Genomic DNA, 16,192 nt, shown 5'->3' with positions numbered 1-16,192 from the left:
GCATGGACATGGTCTTGGGAATCTAGTTGAGTCGGCCTGGAGCGCGGTGCCCGCGTTGCTGCTGGTCCGTTTCTCCAGGCCGCTCGCCGAACCCGCCGTGCGCGTCTCCGCGCAACGGGCTCTCCACGGTTGCTGTCGTCAGGCGTTGTCGGGTGCAGGCCAGGGGCCGGGGATCGCGCGTCGGCGGTAGCGGGTCACGGAGATGGCCGCTATCGGCCGGTGCTCGGTCCCGTCTGCGGTGATGGGTAGCCACCTGCCGGTCGGCATGGTGAACCGTTTGCGGACGGCCTTCCAGTTCCAGCGGTGCCGGTGCATGAGCATCCTGATCAGCCGTTGCCAGGCGAACCGATCCAGGGTGTGGAAGGTGTGCTTGGCGACGGCGTGCCGGAAGTAGGTGGCCCAGCCGTGCGTGACCTGGTTGAGCCTGGTCAGCACGGACCTCAGGTCCTGCTGTGATGTCCTGCGGGTCAGTGCTCGGATCTTCGCCTTCAGCGACCGGATCGGCCGCCGGGCGATGAACGTGTACACGTGCCACCGGTTCGAGCCTCGCTTGCGCCGCCACCGGATGTGGAAGCCGAGGAAGTCGAACCCGTCGCTCATGTGCACGATCCGCGTCTTGGCCGGCGACAAGCGCAGACCCAGCGGGGCGAGCACAGCGGCGACGTCCTCGCGCAGCGCCGCCATGTGGTCCTCGGTCCCGTGGACCAGGACCACGAAGTCGTCGGCGTAACGGACCAGCCGCCACGTCGGCAACCCACGGCTGCGCCGGTAGTTACGGCGACCGCTGGTCGACATCGCCTCGCCTGGCTTCCATGGCGCCGTCAGATGCTCGTCGAGCACCGACAACGCGATGTTGGCCAGCAGCGGAGACAGGATGCCGCCCTGCGGCGTGCCGGTGTGGGTGTTCCTCCGGTCACCGAGCTCGGTGAGCACTCCGGCTTTGAGGAACGCCTTCACCAGCGCCAGCACGCGTTTGTCCTTCATCCTCGCTCGGACGCGGTCCATCAACGCGGTGTGGTCGATGGAGTCGAAGCATGCTTCGATGTCCGCGTCGAGCACCCACCGGTACCCGTTGGTGCCGTAGAGGTGGATGTCGGCGATCGCGTCCTGGGCCCGCCGCTGGGGTCGGAAGCCGTAGGAGACCGGCTCGAAGTCGGCCTCGAAGATCGGCTCCAGCACCAGCTTCAACGCCGCCTGCACGACCCGGTCCGCCACGGTCGGAATACCGAGCTTGCGGACCTTGCCCGACCCGCCGGGCTTCGGGATCTTGCGTTCCCGCACCGGCAGCGGCCGGAACGTGCCCGCCTTCAACTGGGCACGCAGGTCGGTCAGGAAACCCGGGACGCCGATCGACTCCTCGACGTGATCGACGGTCAGGCCGTCGACGCCGGGAGTGCGGGCGCCCCGGTTACCGGCGACCCGGTCGAACGCCATGATCAGCGTCGCCGGGTCGTGCACGAGGTTGAACAGGTCATCGAACCGGCGGCCGGGATCGGCCGCCGCCCAACGATGAAGTTTGGCCTGCATCTCCGCTACCCGCCGAACCGGACTCTCGTCCGGGCGGGCGTCGCCGTTCGGCGGCGCGTCTTGCGGCATTACAGCATCCGTCCCTTCGCGTAACCGCTGCCGCCCTTCCCCATGTGCCGGGCTCTCCCCGGCTCGGAGTACTACGGCGGCTCCGCCCCACCCGGCCCGTTCAGCGGTCGGTGCGCCTATCCCGACCCTCCGGCTGGATACCGGCGATGTCGGGAACCGCGACCGGGTGGTTCCCGTGTTCACTGCTGCTCGTTCGTCGAAGGAGGAGCCCGACTTTGCCCCTGACGGCCTTGCCACGGGTACGCCGCAGACCTTCCCCGTGGCCTCCCGGACCCGCGATCCTGCCCAACCCGGAAGCTTCCCCGCCCGCGCAGGCGACCAGGGAATAACCGCCCTCCGGCCCTCATCCACCAGGTTCGAGCCGGTAACCCATTAAGGGACGTAATGACGCCGGTTCCTCGCGTACTCCTCTTCGTCTCGCTCGCCGGACCCGCATCATCTGGCAGTGCTGGCACGTCCCGGCTTTGTCAGGGCTGCTTCCCACCCTCCGCGGCACCACCCACGGCAGGCTGCCCTCAGCTACGCCCACCTGCTGCGACAGACAGGCGGTGGCGGTCTTTCACCTCCACTCGAACAACAGCGCCTCACGGCGCACGGGATCAGAAGGTTACGGGTTCGAGTCCCTTCGGGCGCACAAGATCGAGAGGCGTTTGACCTGTCAAAATGGGGGTCAGGCCTCTCTTGTCGTTTCGTGCCCATGGGCGCATTGGTGCTCGCACGACGAGCGTGTCCTACGTCCGAGCCTGTCCGTCAACGTCCGCTTGGGTAAGGCATGGCCGATCTGCGATGCCGCTGCGTGTGGGCGGGGGCGAGCCGTCCACCGCGCTCGTGCAGGGTGCCGTTACATCATGGCGGGCGGCAACGAGCTTTGGAGTTGACAAGCCAGTTCCAGCCGGGATGGGGGGCGTCGCATCGATCGCGTTGGGGTCGGGCGCCAAACGCGCTGGTGTGGGACAACGAGTCGGCGGTGGGACAGCGGCCAGCCGAAGCCGCGGCGGTACTGCTGGCGCGCATATCGATAACGACGGGATAAGGGATCCCCAAGCTTTTCCTAAGGTCGGCCCCGCACCGTCTCCTCATGGGAACGCCGGGGATGGGGACAGCGAGGAAAAGCCGCATACGCGCAGCGCGGAAACGCGGGGCCAGCCGTGTGCCGGGCCTGATCCTGTTCGCCATGCTTGTGGTCGGGCTTCTCGCGGTGGACATGACCGCAGCCGACCCGGCCGTCGCACACAGCGATTTGAAGTCCGCCAGCCCCGCGGCCGGATCGGTGACCAAGGCGGCACCCGCCGCCGTGGGGCTGGTCTTCAATGAGGGCGTCCTGTCAGCGTCGCTGACCGTAACCGACGGGTGCGGTCGTACCGTGCCGGCTCAGGTGACCGTCCGCGGCCGCAACGTTCAGGCGACGCTCCGGCCCGGTGACCAGGCGCCGCCCAGCGGTGCGTGGTCCGTCCGGTGGCGGGCGGTGAGCGAGGACGGGCACCCCATCTCCGGAACGGTGCCCTTCACGGTGGCCGGTACGACCAACTGTGCCTCGTCCGCCTCGCGCGACGACAGCCCGAGCGTCACCGCCACGGCGGCAGCCGATGGCACCGACACCCAGGACACGGCTGTGGCGGTCTCGTCGGAGAGCGGGACCTTTCCGACCAACATCGTCCTAGCACTGGCCGTCGTGCTACTTGGAGCCGGCGCGGCGGTTCTCGCCAGTCGCCGCCGCGGCCCGCCCGTACCAACCAGGAACACATGATGACGGGCCCAGCGCCCATCGATCTGGCGCTGCGGACGGTCACCCTCGGGTCCGCGCTGCTCCTGGTTGGCGCGCTCCCGGTGGCGATGCAGTTCCTGCGGTCGCTGGGCGCCGCACAGCGAGAGGTCCCGCGGGCCCTCACGCGCTTCCGCCGGATTCTGCGGTGCGCCGCCGTCGCCGTCGGGGCGTCCGCACTGCTCACCTTCTGGCGGTTCGCCGACCAACTTCAGGCCGCCTCCGCCACAAACGACGCCGGCGACGCCGTGCGGCAGGCCCTGTCGAGCCAGTTCGGCAGCTGGACGGCCTTACGCGTGCCGGTGGCCGTTGTGCTCTGGTTCGTGGTCGCCATCGCCCTCGCCGCCCCCTCGCCGGCCGGCTGGCTCAGCTGGGCGGCGCCGGCCGTGGTGCTGGCCGCCAGCCTGCCGATGACCAGCCACGCCGGTGTCACCAACGCCGTCGGAATCCTTGTCGACCTGCTGCACCTGGCATCCGGCGGGGTCTGGGTCGCCGGCGTGTTGGCCCTTGCCGTAGTAGTCCCTCTCGCGCTGCGCGCCGGCACGGCGGACCGGCGCCGGCAGGTGCTGCTGTCGTGCGCGGCCGGCTTCTCCCGGCTCGCCGTGCTGGCCGTCTCGGTCGCCGTCGTCACCGGATTCGCGCAGCCCTTCCTGGCCGGCGTCGATCTTCGGTCGCTGTCCGGCACGACTTGGGGCGCCGCCGCCACGATGAAGCTCCTGCTCGTCGTGGCCATCGTCGTGGCCGGTGGGGTCAATCACCGGGTGCTGATAGGCCGGCTGAGGCGGGCCAGATCCCGGGTCCGCGTCGACGACAGTGCAGCCGCATTACTCGGCGTGGTCTCCCTCGAAGTCGTCCTCGGCGTCGCGACGGTTCTCGCCGCGGCGCTGCTCGTCTCGACGCCGCCGCCGTGAACCGATGCCACGCCCGCAACCGTCCACGCCGCAACCCTGAAAGTGCGGGAGGAAAGTCAATGAAGAGCATGGTCCATTCGCATCGGCCGTCGGCGGCAGCGCTGGCCGTCACGACGGTGATGGTGGGACTGGCACTGGCGGTTGTTCCGGAGGCTTCCGGCGGTGGCCTGACGGGGCTGCTACGGCTGCTGGTGGCCATTCCGGTTGCCGTCACGGCCGTCGCCGCAGCCGCCTGGCTGTCGTGGCGGGTATCGCGGCCGGTGTCGGCGGGCCTGGCTGCGGCCGGGACGGTCTTCATCACGGCGAGCGCGACAGCGGTACCCGTGGCGTGGGCCGCCGGCGTGCCCCTGGCGGAGGCGTTGCGGCAGGTGCCGGTGCAGGCGGCGGCGGCCCTGCTGGTGGTGACCGCGGCCGCGCTGTCGCGGTGGCGGCGGCCGCGGCCGGTGCGGCTGATCCGCGCCGCGTCGCGTCCGGCCGTGGCCACGATGATGGTCGGCGGCTTGCTCGCGGTGCCCGCGCAACCGGCGGCCGCCGCGGACCCGGCGGAGGTAGCCCCCTGCGTCGCAGGTCAGCAGCAGCGCATCTACTCGGTATCGGCGATCACGGTGGACGTGCCGTTCAATCGATTCGGCAGGACGCTGCGCAACGCCCGCATCTTCGCCCTCGACCAGGACATCGCCGCCATCACCAACTGGTGGCGCCCGCTGGCCGAGAACGCGGCGGACGATCCCGCGGGCAACCGTCGGCTGCGCCCGCGTCCTTTGGTGCTGCGCGCCAACGAAGGCGAGTGCGTCAGGGTCACGCTCACCAACCGGCTGTCGTCCGACCCCGTGTACGGGCTGCCCGCCGCGCCGCGGGTCGGTATCCAGGCCACCGGCGTGGTTGTGGACGTCCGCGGTGACGGCGGTGCACGAGTGGGCTACAACGCCGACCCGACCGTCGGCATCGGCGAGTCCATCACCTACTTCTGGCGCGTGCCGGCGCAGGAGGGACTGTTCCTGTTCCAGGACATGGCCACCCCGGCAGGCGGCGAGCATGACGCCGGCTCCCGGGGGATCGGGCTCTACGGCGGGCTCGCCGTCGAGCCGAAGGATTCGGTGTGGACCGACCCGCGCAGCGGCGCCGTGCTGTCCGGGAACGGCAACCCCAGCTCCACCTATACGGCCGCGAAGACCCAGAGCGGCGAACTGTACGTCGAGGCCGACATCCATCCGCCGGGCGCGCCATCGTTCCGGGAGAGCATCCAGCTCGCCCAGGACCAGATCCCGTACGTCGGCATGGGCTTCAACTACGGCTCGGAGCCGATGGAGGACCGCGAGGCCAAGGCGTGCCCGGACTGCATCGGCGAGGAGACGTGGCTGTCGTCGTGGCCGTACGGCGACCCGGCGCTCATCAAGCTGGCCAGTGGCAAGGGGCCGTGGCTGCCCAAGGGCAGCGGCGACCGCAAGGAGGCCGAGGACTGCGGGCTGCCCGAGTCGTGCTACGTGTCCAACGTCTTCCACACCTACACCGGTGACGCCACCAAGATCCGTTTCGGCCTGTCCGGGGTGAAGGAGACCCACGTCTTCCACCTGCACGCCCATCAGTGGCTGGCCGACCCGCGCGAAGACGGCGCCAGCGGCGACGGGCCGGGCGCCAAGCCGGCGTCGTCGACTCTCGACTCCCAGAGCTACGGGCCGGGGGAGGCCTACACCGCGGAGTTGCTCTACGGCGCCGGGTCGCAGAACCGGACGTTCGGTGACTCGATCTTCCACTGCCACCTCTACCCGCACTTCGCCGAGGGTTACTGGGCGATCATGCGCGTGCACGACGTCCGCCTGGACGGTTCCACCGCCACGCCCGACGGGGTGAACGTCCGGCCCCTCATCCCGTTGAAGGGCCAACCCACGCCACCCGCTCCGACCGCGGACAACCCCGGCTTCCCCGGCATGATCCCCGGAACCTACGGGTTCCGAGCGCCGCAGCCGCCGGGCTCGGTGACCGAGGGCGGCGCCGACGGGACACCGGAGCGGAACGCACCCCGGCTGGTTGGCGGCAAGACCATCGAGGAGGCCAAGCTCGCCGTCGAGCGCGCCGTCGTGGCGCGGCACAACGACGGCGCTACCGCGCCGCGTGGTGCGCCGTACGCCGACCCGTGCCCCGACGGCGCGCGCGAGGTCGACTACGAAGTCACCGTCCTGCAACGCGATCTCGTGTACAACGAGGCCGGCCATCACGACCCGCAGGCCCGGGTCATGGTGTTGACCAAGGACGTGTCGGACATCCTCGCCGGCCGTAAGAAGGTCGAGCCGCTGTTCATCCGGGCCAACGCGGGCGACTGCATCAACTTCTCGCTCACGATGATGGCGCCCAACTGGGTGGGCGGTGACGCCTTCCAGCAGCTCAAGCAGACGAACATGGCCGGTGGGCACGTCCACCTGGTCAAGTTCGACGTGACCGCCTCCGACGGCGGCTCCAACGGCTGGAACTACCAGCAGGCCGCCTTCACCTCGGAGCAGGCGGCGCTCATCGCCAAGCAGGCGTCCGGCGACGTTACCTGTAAACCGAGCAACACCTTCTTCGGCGGTCAGAGCACCGGCTGCCGGCTCGACGAACGCCAGGAGTGGACGCCGCCGGCCGACTCCAGCGGGCTGTGGGGCCAGACCCTGCACGAGCGGTGGTACGCCGACTACGAGTTGCGGACGGCCTTCACCCACGACCATCACTTCCCGGCGATCGTGCAGCACCGCGGACACTACGGCGCCCTCATCATCGAGCCTCAGGGCTTCGACGTCCGCGACCCGGCCACCGGCGCGTTCATGCAGCCCGTCAACAACCCCGCGCACGGCACCCCGTGCGCAGCGAGCTGCGTCGGCGGGGCGGTCGGGGAGAGCGTCGACCTGATCGGCCCGGGCGCCAACGACGACTACCGCGAGTACGGCCTCGCCATCGCGGACTTCGTACCCCTGGTGAAGAAGGGCGGCGATCCGCGCAACTCGCACGACGTGGTCAACGCGCCCGGCGCGCCCGAGGCGTACCCGGACCGCGACCCCGGCACGTACGCGATCAACTACCGCAACGCGCCGCTGAGCGAACGAAGTACCCGTGACGGCAAGCCGGTCGATCCCGCCCACAAGTTCAGCTCCTGGGTCTTCGGCGACCCGATGACCCCTCTGCTGCAGGGCTACACCCGAGACAACGTCAAGGTTCGGGTCGTCCAAGGCTCGCAGGAGGAGCAGCACCTGTTCCAGGTGAACGGGCTGCGCTGGCGTGAGGAGCCGGACGACCCCGACTCCCCGCTGGTCAACGCCCAGACCATCGGCATCTCGGAGGCGTTCAACGCCGAGCTGCCCGGGTTCGACTGCAAGAACACCGACACCCCGTGCCGCGGTGACTACCTGTACGGCGGCACCTCCATCGACGACCAGTGGCGCGGCATGTGGGGCATCATGCGGGTGCACGGCGCACCTGTTGCGGGTCTGCTCGCGCTGCCCGACAACCAACCCACCGGTACGGCGGGCCCCGCCCCGACCCCGGCGTCGCGGCAGGCGCCGCCGCCCGCGCAACGGCCCGGCGTGGCCTGCCCGCCCGCCGCTCCCGTGCGGACCATCGACGTGGTCGCACTGAACCGCGGCGTGACGTACAACGAGTACGGCGACAACGACCCGAAGGCGCTGATGTACGTCCTCGCCCAGGACGAGCAGGCCGTGCGTTCCGGAATGAAGGAGCCCGAACCGCTGGTGATCCGCGCCAACGCCGGGGACTGCGTCCGGGTCAACCTGCGCAACGCGCTGCCGCCGGAGTACGCCAACCACCGCAACGGCGTGGGCGGTGACGTGCCGCAGATCCTCGAACCGCGTACCGGCACGCCGATGGGCACCCGCGTGTCGATGCACCCGCAGCTGGTACGTCACGACGTGCGGCTGTCCGACGGCGCCGCGATCGGCTTCAACCCCGACTCGACGGTGGGAATCGGGCAGACGATCAGCTACGAGTGGTTCGCCGACAACGAGCTGGGCGCGACGAACATCGTCGACTACGGCGACGTACGCGGACACCGCCACCACGGCCTGGCCGGCGCCCTGGTCATCGAGCCGCAGCACGCCACCTACCACGACCCGGTCACCGGCTCGGAGATTCGCAGCGGCACCGCCGCCGACATCCGGGTACCGGGCCGGCAGGACTTCCGCGAGTCCGCGCTGATCTACCAGGACGGTATGGACCTGCGGACGGCCACCGGCGCGGAGATCAAGGACAAGCCCGACGCGGAGGGGGGCGCCGAAGGCAATGCGCCGCCGGAGCCCGACGGTGGTGACGTGCACGCCGGCGGCACGGAGGACGGCGGTGAAAAGGGTGTGAACTACGCCAACGCCCCGCTGCACCGACGCCTCGGCGCGGTGCCCGGCGGCAAGGCCATCGGGACGACCACGTCCGGCTGGGCGAACGTGTTCAGCTCCGTCACGTACGGCGACCCCGCGACACCGATCATCCGCGCCTACGCCAACGACCAGGTGAGGGTGCGGGTGCTGGGTGGCAACAAGCCGCGGCAGACCGGATTCCAACTCGACGGCGCGGCCTGGCGGCAGGAGCCGTACGACGCACAGACCGAACTCGTCGGCGTCCAGGGCGGCATCGGTGCCGGTAAGGCCGTGAACGCGCACGTGCGACTGCCGGCCGTCGGCGACCACCTGTGGTCCTCACCGACCAGCTTCGCCCTGCCGGACGGGATCTGGGGAATGGCCCGCGTCTACGCCAGGCCGCAGGCCGACGCCGGCTTCCAACCAAGCCCACGCAAGGCGCGCGACAACCCCTACGCGGCGTCGTACTGGCCGCTGATGCCGCTGGAGCGTAGCTACGCGGTGGTGCGGGTGTTCGACGACGAGGACGCCGACGGAGTGCAGGACGCGGGCGAGCTGGCCCGGCGGGGCGTGAAGGTGCGCCTGCTCACCCCGGCCGGCGCCGAGGTCGCGACGGCAACCACCGCCGTCGATGGCACCGCGACGTTCTCGCCGGCCCCCGGGTCGTACGACGTCGCGGTCGAGGCCCCCTCGGGCATGGCGGTCGTGGGTCTCGCCAAGCGGCGCCTGGATCTGTCGGACGGCGCCGGACGGGCGGAGGTGACGGTCGGCCTGTCGACGCTCGCGACCGTGCAGGCCCTGGTCTTCGACGACCAGGACGCCGACGGTGTCCGTGACTCGAGCGAGACCGGCCTGCCCGGCTGGACCGTGACGCTCGATGGTGCCGCCACGCTGGCACCGGCCACCACCGGTGCCGACGGTTCGGCGACCTTCACCGGCGTGACCGCCGGTAACTGGTCGGCCGACCTGCGGCCGCGTACCGGCTGGCGGGCGACCACCGCGCTGCCCGCCGGCGTGACGGTCGGCACCGGCCGCGCCAGCGTCGCGATCGGCGTCACGCGCGTGCCCGGCCTGCTGGTCCGGCCCGTCGACGACGCCAACGGCAACGCTGCGGCCGACGACGGTGAGCCGACCGTCGGCGGCCTGGTGGTGAAACTGACCGCCGGGGATCGCATCGCCTCGGCCAGGACCGCCGACGACGGTGCCGTGGTCGACCCGGCGGGCGGCGCCGTGCGGATCCAGGTGCTGCGCCCCGACTCGGGTCTCCCGTGGCAGTGCGCGAAGGCGCTGGTTACCACCCCCACCGGGGTGACACTGATGGACTGCGGACCGGACGGGGCGGTCGAGGTCCCGGCCGGTGCGACCGAGCTCGTCGTGCTGGGCGCGTTCGCCGACGGGGTGGTCACCTCCACGCTGTTCGACGACGCCGACCGGGACGGCCGGCGCGACGCCAGCGACGCACCACTCGCCGACTGGCCGGTCGCTGTGGTGACCGCCGACGAGCACGTCGAGGTGGCGCGGACGACCACCGACGAGACTGGCACCGCCGGTGCCGTCGTGCCGCCCGGGCGGTACGAGATCGTGCCGATGCCGCCGGTGTCGCCGATCGCCTGGGTGAACACCGACGGCATCTATGACGTTGAGGTCACCCGCGCCCGTAACACTCAGGCCGCCGGCGGTTGGGTGCAGCCCGGCTCGGTCTCGGTGGGCGTGTTCCACGACCATGACTCGGACGGCGTGCAGGAGGCCGGTGAGCATCCCCTCGCCGATCGGACGGTCCGGCTGTTCGACACCGCCGGCCAGGTGCTGACCGCCGCCATCACCGACGGCACCGGCCGGGTGGCCTTCCCGGTGAAGGCCGGCGTTCGGTACGGCGTCGAGGTGACGGTGCCGACGGGCTGGCGGGCGACCGGCCCGGTCGCCGACGGTGCCGTCGTCGCCCGGGTGCCGGTGACCGCGCCGGCCGACGGCGGCCAGGCGAGCGTCGAGGTGGGCCACTACAACACCGTGGATCGCACCTCGCCGCAACCACCCGTTGCCAACCCAGGCGCCGGCGCGCTGGCAGGGCCGACCTCGGTTGCGCTGACCGCTGAGGCCGGCGCCAGCATCCGGTACACCTTGGACGGCACGGCGCCGACGGCCACCCGAGGCATGCTCTACACCGCTGCGGTGCGGGTCTCGATGGACCGGGTGCTGCGGGCGGTGGCGATCGACGCGGTCGGCAACGTGTCGGCCGACCTCGCGGTCGCGTACGACCTGCCGTGGACCGGCCGGACGGCGGTGCTCACACCGTCCGGTTGGTCGGCGACAACCGGCAGCATCCGTGGCGACGTGGCGGAGACCGCAGCCGACGACGGGCGCTGCCTGGTCGTCGCGTCCGCCACGGTGGCGGGGCGTCCGACGGCGGACGTGACGGCGACGGTGGCGGTGCCGGCTGACCTGCGGTCGGCCGCGGCGCTCAACGTGTCCGCCTCGCTGCGGTCGAGCATGCGCAACACGCGGGTCCGGCTGCAGTGGTACGACGTTGCGACCAGCACGTGGCGGGCGCTCGGCACGTACACCCAGGGGTTGGACGAATCTCGGGTGGATGTCGACATCGCCGCCCCCGCCCGGGCCGTCGCGGCGGACGGAACGGTCCGGATCAGGGTTATCGGTGACCTGGCGTACCCGTTCGACCTGTCGGTCGATCAGCTCACGGTGACGGCGGTGAACCGATGACGAAGCGCTTGGTTCGGCTTGCCGCCGTCGCGGCCGGCGTGGCCGCGGTGCTCGCCGGCGCGGCCTGGGCAGTGGCGTCGGCTCCGCCCCCGGATGCCGGACCCGGCCGGCTCGCCCTGCCCGACGGGGGAGTTGTCGCCGTCGACCAGGTCGTCTCGGCGGCCCGACCCCGACACGCCATGCCGGGGATGGGGACCGACGCCGACCCGGTCGCCGAAGGGGAACGCCGAGTGTCGATCGACGTCACCCTGCGGGCCTCGGCGGATCAGCCGCTGGCGTACGCCGTTGACCGGTTCTCCCTGCAGGTTCCCGGCGCGATCGCCCGGAAACCGCACAGGTCCGTCCTGCCCGGGACACGCCTCCCGGCGGACACCCAGCTGTCGGGAACGCTCATCTTCGATGTTCCCGTCGAGGCCACCAACGGCGTGCTCGCCTACCACGGCGGTGGCAGCACCGAGGTGGTCCTGCCGCCCGAGGCGGCCAGGACTCCTGCTGCCGACGACCCTGCCAACCACGGCCCCGGCCACGGCGGACCGACTGCCGCGTCCCCAGCGACCAACGACAAGTGAGGACGAAGATGAATCGACGAAAGGCACTGGGGGCCGCAGTAGCCGCCCTCACCGCGACGGCCCTGCTCGTGGTGCCCGCGAGCGCCGCGGTGCCGGAAAATGCCGGCCTGCAGGCGATGGGGCCGATCGCGGAGCACGGCTTCCCCGCCTGGTACTCGGACAAGACTGGCCTGCGCCTGGAGCCGTGTCTGGACACGGCGCCGGCAGATCTGTGCGGTCTGGTGGCCGACGGCTTCACCGGTGTGGCGTCGATGCCCGACCATTTCCCGGACGAGTTCTTCTACAACGCGGCGGTCGGCGAGCTGGACGTCGGCAACCTCTCGGCGCAGGTGGAGACGGCGCTGGAGGGCGCTTTCGCGTTGGAGGTCGCGCGTCCGGGCGACCAGATCACGTTCGGCCGGATCCGCATCCGGGTGGACGGGCTCCAGGCGGGCGAGACCTATCGGGTCGTCCACCCGTACGGCCAGGAGGTGTTCACCGCCGAGGGCGGCGAGATCAACTTCACCGAAGACATCGGTATCGGCACCAACAACTTCAGCGGCGCGCTGAACAGCCGACTCGGACCGTTCCTGCGCTGGGATACCCGCAACCCGGCCCCGCCGGACGGGTACGTCGGTGACCCGAACGCCGAGCACACGTTCACCGGCAGCCCGTACAACACCAACTACTTCCAGCTCATCGGACCCGACGTGGCGGCCGGTGCGCCGTCAAACGCGCTGTGCAACCCCCTGCCGGTCGGAGTCGCGGCCACCGACTGCATCCAGCAGGCACAGTGGTCGATCCTGGGCAAGAAGGCCGTCAACGCCGACGTGGCACCGGAGTCGGCGATCTACACACGGAACACCGACGGCACCGACGGCGGAACCATCCTCGTCCACGCCACCTCCGACGACAACGAGGTCATCGTGGTGGAGAATGGCGCCCTCGGCGACCAGGGGCACGTGGCCCGCCGGCAGATGTACGGCAGCCACGGCCGGTACGTAGCCAACGTCTCCTACGCCGGGCAGAGCGCGCCGGGAACGCTGACCATCCGCAACCTCAGCGACACCCCTGTCGCCACCCGTACGGTCAAGGTCGTCGACGGGGTGAACGTCACGGCGGCGACCTGGCTGCTCAACGCGGCCGGACGGCCGGTCCTCGCCGTACGCGCAACCAGCACCGACCCCGCCGCCAAGCTCACGCTGCACGGCCCCGCCGGCACCAGCGGCGCCGTCGACTCCACCGGGCTGGCCCGCATCCTCAACCTGGAAGCCCCGCCACTCAAGGTGACCGTACGCTCCGACAAGGGCGGCTCGATCGAGGTACCGGTCAAGGCCACGGTCACCCCGACGCCGATCCTTCCGCCCACCGCGGCGCCGGTCCACCCGACCAACGTGCAGCCGCGCGCTTCGGTGGCACTCGACGCCACCAAGTCGATCGGGATGGGCGCACTCACCTACGCCTGGTCCCAGGTCAACGCCGACGGGACGCCGTTCAAGATCGGTCTCGGCCAGGACCGGGTCGTCATCGCCGCCCCGTCCGAGCCCGCGACAAGCTTCCTCGCGCCGCTCAACCCGGGCACGGTTCACCTCGCACTCAAGGTCACCGACCAGACGGGGTTGAGCGCCACGGTCCGGTTCCAGGTGGCGGTGGACGCCCCCGCCTCCCCGCTAGCGGTCGCGGTCGGCCGCCTCGACGGGCAGATCGGCAGCACCGTCACCCTCGACGGCTCCGGCAGCCTCAACGTCGTGCGCTACCGCTGGGCACAGGTCCAGATCGGGAGCAACCCGATGGTGACCCTGGTCAACCCCACCTCGCCGAAGGCCACGTTCACCATGCCTCGGCTGCCCGATCCGGCCGTGCCGCTGCACTTCCGATTGACGGTCAGCGGCGGGGACGGCACGACGCACTTCGTCACCGTGCAGGTCTTCCAGGTCGTGGACGACCTGGCCATCACCTCGGCCACATACGACGCGCCCGACCTGAGGGTTCGGGGCACCTCCAGCGTGGCCACCGGCACAAACACGGTCACGTTGACGGTCCGCAACACGGCGACCAGCGTGTCCGGGACCCTTGGCCCGGTCACCGTCGACCAGGTCGGGGACTGGCAGTACCGCGGTCCGCTGCCTGCGGGCGTAACCGGCAACGCCGCGAACCTGCGCATCGACGCGGTCAGCGGGGCCGGCTCGCAGGTGCTCAACTACGCCGTCACGGCCGGATAGACGGCGCGTCCGCCGAAGCAACCCCGCCGGTCAGGGCCTCGTCTCGTGGCACGGAGCGACTCCACCACGCGCACGAGGCCCCGATCGGCGGGGTCCTGGTGGGTGGTGCGGGGTCAGACGGCATCAGCCGGGGGCAACAGCCCACGACGGGTCGCGATGGCCACCGCTTCGAGTTGGCTGTGCGCGTCCAGCTTGGCCAGTAGCCGCTTCACATACCCCCGGCAGGTGTGCGGCGTGATGCCCAGCGCGCGGGCGATGGCCCGCACGTCCTGGCCCTGGCTCATCAACCGCAGCACCTCATACTCCCGGCCGGTCAGCCCGCCGGGCGCAGCGTCCTGCGCAGCCTGGGAACGCGCGTTGGCGAGCAGACCGGTGAGCAGGTGAGCGGAGACGGTCGTCGTTCCGTGGTGCGCGGCCCGCAGAGCGTGCAGCACATCCCCGAGCGCGCCGTCCTTGGCAAGGAAGCCGACCGCACCGGCCGCCATCGCCTGACCCAGCAACGCGGGCTCCGTACGTGCGGTGAGCACGACCACCCGCACGTCCGGATGCCGCAGGTGAAGGCGCTCGGTGGCCGCGATGCCATCGAGGTCGGGCAACCCGACATCCATCAGCACGACGTCGGGTCGGAGTTCGTCGACCAGGCGCAGCGCGTCCGCGGCGGTCCTGGCATGTCCGACGCAGGTCAGGGCGGGTTGCCCGTCGAGCGCCAGGGCGAGCAGGTCGGCGAAGGTCTGGTGGTCGTCAACCACCAGCACCCGGATCGCCCGGTCGGGCTCGGACTCCGATGACCCGACGGACCGCATCATGACCTCCTGCTCCTGGCGCGCCGGTGCCGCTCGCCCGCCCTTGGCAGTCTAGAAAGTGACTGCACGTCATCGATCCGTCCTAACGGCCCGCCCTTCTCGGCCGGACGGCGATGGCCGAACCATTTCCCGGCACCTCGCCTGTCCGCCATCGGGCGCCGCCGGTACCGGTTGGCGAGGAGCGGACTCCAACCGGCGTGACGCATCGGCTGAGCGAGGGCCGGGCTGCGCCGGTCCGACATGGCACCCCCCAAGGATTCGGGGGTCCACTGGCGACGGAAGTGGCTACCGCGCGGTAGCGCCAACCTGCAGAGTCAAGCCGGGGAAGAATGAGCGGGGGCAGGGGGCCTGATGTACGAGATCCAGTTGTTCGGCTCGGTCCGGGTGCGGGCCGGCCGAGCTGTGCTGTCGGGCCGTGACTTCGGGGGCGTGAAGCCCCGCCAGATCCTGGCGCTGCTCGCCCTCTGGGGCGCGCTGCCCAAGGACGAGCTGGCCGAGCTGCTGTGGCTGGGCAGGCCGCCGGCGAACCACGTGGCCACCCTGGAGAGCTACGTGTCCGTGCTGCGGCGTCGCCTGGATCCGCAGGGATCGGTGCGGCGATCGGTGATCCTCACTCGCAACGGCGGCTACCGCCTGGACAGTGACCGGGTCAGCGTAGACGTGACTCGCTTCGACGCCCTGCTCGCTGCTGCTGCCGGCTGCGGCCCGAGCCGAGCCCTACCTCCGCTGCGCGCGGCCCTGACGTTGGCGAATGAGCCGTTGCTGGTCGACGAGCCGTTCGCCGACTGGGCGGTCGACGCCCGCGAGCGTTACCGCAAGCGAATCGTCGACGCGTTGGTGGGCGCCGCCGCTCACACCCTCGCCGTCGGCGATGCCCCGGCGGCGCTGGAGTTCGCCGCGCGGGCCCTGCGGTGGGACCCGCTCGCGGAGCGCGGGTGGTACCTGCGGGTCGCCGCCCACCGGGCGCACGGCGACCGGGCCGCGGCGCTCCGGGCGTACGACGAGTGCCGGCGGCTGCTCAGTCATGAGCTCGGTGTCGAGCCGTCGGCGGAGCTGCGGCACCTCTTCCTCGACCTGCTCCGGCAGGAGGTGCCCGCCGGCTGCGTGGACGGGGTGGTGGCCGCCATCCGGGCCATGGCCCGCGAACTCGCCGCGGTGGGCGACCTGCGCGCGGTCGGCGAGGGCGCCGGCACCTCGGCGCGGCGGTTGGCGCAACTGCTGACCCAGGCGACCGAGTTGGCCGACCCGCCCGCCCGTACCCCGCTCTCCGCGGTTTCGTGATCGTGCGCCGCGCT

At 71.2% G+C, this 16,192-nt stretch carries 8 protein-coding genes; 6 read left to right on the top strand and 2 right to left on the bottom strand.

Features of this window, described 5'->3' with window-relative positions:
- Positions 1–138: 138 nt before the first annotated feature.
- Positions 139–1,596, bottom strand: a complete 1,458-nt coding sequence (gene ltrA, locus BUS84_RS22420; protein ID WP_074315318.1) for a group II intron reverse transcriptase/maturase — start codon at positions 1,594–1,596, stop codon at positions 139–141.
- Positions 1,597–2,674: 1,078 nt separating this feature from the next.
- Between ltrA and BUS84_RS41315 the strand changes: the two genes are divergently transcribed.
- Genes BUS84_RS41315 through BUS84_RS22395 form a run of 5 tightly spaced genes read left to right on the top strand, consistent with a single transcriptional unit; the run spans position 2,675 to position 14,094 of the window.
- A complete protein-coding gene (locus tag BUS84_RS41315; RefSeq protein WP_084757558.1) occupies positions 2,675–3,343 on the top strand; it encodes a copper resistance CopC family protein in 669 nt (222 codons plus the stop codon).
- The gene (locus BUS84_RS22410) at positions 3,343–4,269 is read left to right on the top strand and encodes a CopD family protein (RefSeq protein ID WP_074315315.1); all 927 of its coding nucleotides are present in this window, start codon (positions 3,343–3,345) and stop codon (positions 4,267–4,269) included. The genes BUS84_RS41315 and BUS84_RS22410 overlap by 1 nt, the downstream gene beginning before the upstream one ends.
- A 59-nt stretch (positions 4,270–4,328) precedes the next feature.
- Entirely contained in the window at positions 4,329–11,324 is a 6,996-nt protein-coding gene (locus BUS84_RS22405) for an SdrD B-like domain-containing protein (protein WP_074315314.1), read from the top strand.
- The gene (locus tag BUS84_RS22400) at positions 11,321–11,893 is read left to right on the top strand and encodes a hypothetical protein (RefSeq protein WP_074315312.1); all 573 of its coding nucleotides are present in this window, start codon (positions 11,321–11,323) and stop codon (positions 11,891–11,893) included. Before BUS84_RS22405 ends, BUS84_RS22400 begins: the two co-directional genes overlap by 4 nt.
- An 8-nt stretch (positions 11,894–11,901) precedes the next feature.
- Positions 11,902–14,094: a hypothetical protein gene (locus BUS84_RS22395; RefSeq protein ID WP_074315310.1), complete on the top strand. Its 2,193-nt coding sequence runs from the start codon at positions 11,902–11,904 to the stop codon at positions 14,092–14,094.
- A gap of 113 nt (positions 14,095–14,207) precedes the next feature.
- Here BUS84_RS22395 and BUS84_RS22390 read toward each other — a convergent pair whose 3' ends face one another.
- Positions 14,208–14,897 carry a response regulator transcription factor gene (locus tag BUS84_RS22390; protein ID WP_084757825.1) on the bottom strand — a complete coding sequence of 230 codons (690 nt, stop codon included), beginning with the start codon at positions 14,895–14,897 and terminating at the stop codon, positions 14,208–14,210.
- A 351-nt stretch (positions 14,898–15,248) separates the two neighbouring features.
- Between BUS84_RS22390 and BUS84_RS40105 the strand changes: the two genes are divergently transcribed.
- The gene (locus tag BUS84_RS40105) at positions 15,249–16,178 is read left to right on the top strand and encodes an AfsR/SARP family transcriptional regulator (RefSeq protein WP_074315306.1); all 930 of its coding nucleotides are present in this window, start codon (positions 15,249–15,251) and stop codon (positions 16,176–16,178) included.
- The last annotated feature ends 14 nt before the right edge of the window (positions 16,179–16,192 follow it).

The sequence above is a fragment of the Micromonospora cremea genome (genome assembly GCF_900143515.1).
In the GTDB taxonomy this organism is placed as follows: Bacteria; Actinomycetota; Actinomycetes; order Mycobacteriales; family Micromonosporaceae; genus Micromonospora; species Micromonospora cremea.
This window is presented reverse-complemented; position numbering and strand designations above follow the sequence as displayed.

What these genes read in the sequence shown, in the direction of transcription:
- ltrA (WP_074315318.1), bottom strand. Translation starts at nt 1,596, where the DNA reads ATGCCGCAAGACGCGCCGCCGAACGGCGACGCCCGCCCGGACGAGAGT.
- BUS84_RS41315 (WP_084757558.1), top strand. Translation starts at nt 2,675, where the DNA reads ATGGGAACGCCGGGGATGGGGACAGCGAGGAAAAGCCGCATACGCGCA.
- BUS84_RS22410 (WP_074315315.1), top strand. Translation starts at nt 3,343, where the DNA reads ATGACGGGCCCAGCGCCCATCGATCTGGCGCTGCGGACGGTCACCCTC.
- BUS84_RS22405 (WP_074315314.1), top strand. Translation starts at nt 4,329, where the DNA reads ATGAAGAGCATGGTCCATTCGCATCGGCCGTCGGCGGCAGCGCTGGCC.
- BUS84_RS22400 (WP_074315312.1), top strand. Translation starts at nt 11,321, where the DNA reads ATGACGAAGCGCTTGGTTCGGCTTGCCGCCGTCGCGGCCGGCGTGGCC.
- BUS84_RS22395 (WP_074315310.1), top strand. Translation starts at nt 11,902, where the DNA reads ATGAATCGACGAAAGGCACTGGGGGCCGCAGTAGCCGCCCTCACCGCG.
- BUS84_RS22390 (WP_084757825.1), bottom strand. Translation starts at nt 14,897, where the DNA reads ATGCGGTCCGTCGGGTCATCGGAGTCCGAGCCCGACCGGGCGATCCGG.
- BUS84_RS40105 (WP_074315306.1), top strand. Translation starts at nt 15,249, where the DNA reads ATGTACGAGATCCAGTTGTTCGGCTCGGTCCGGGTGCGGGCCGGCCGA.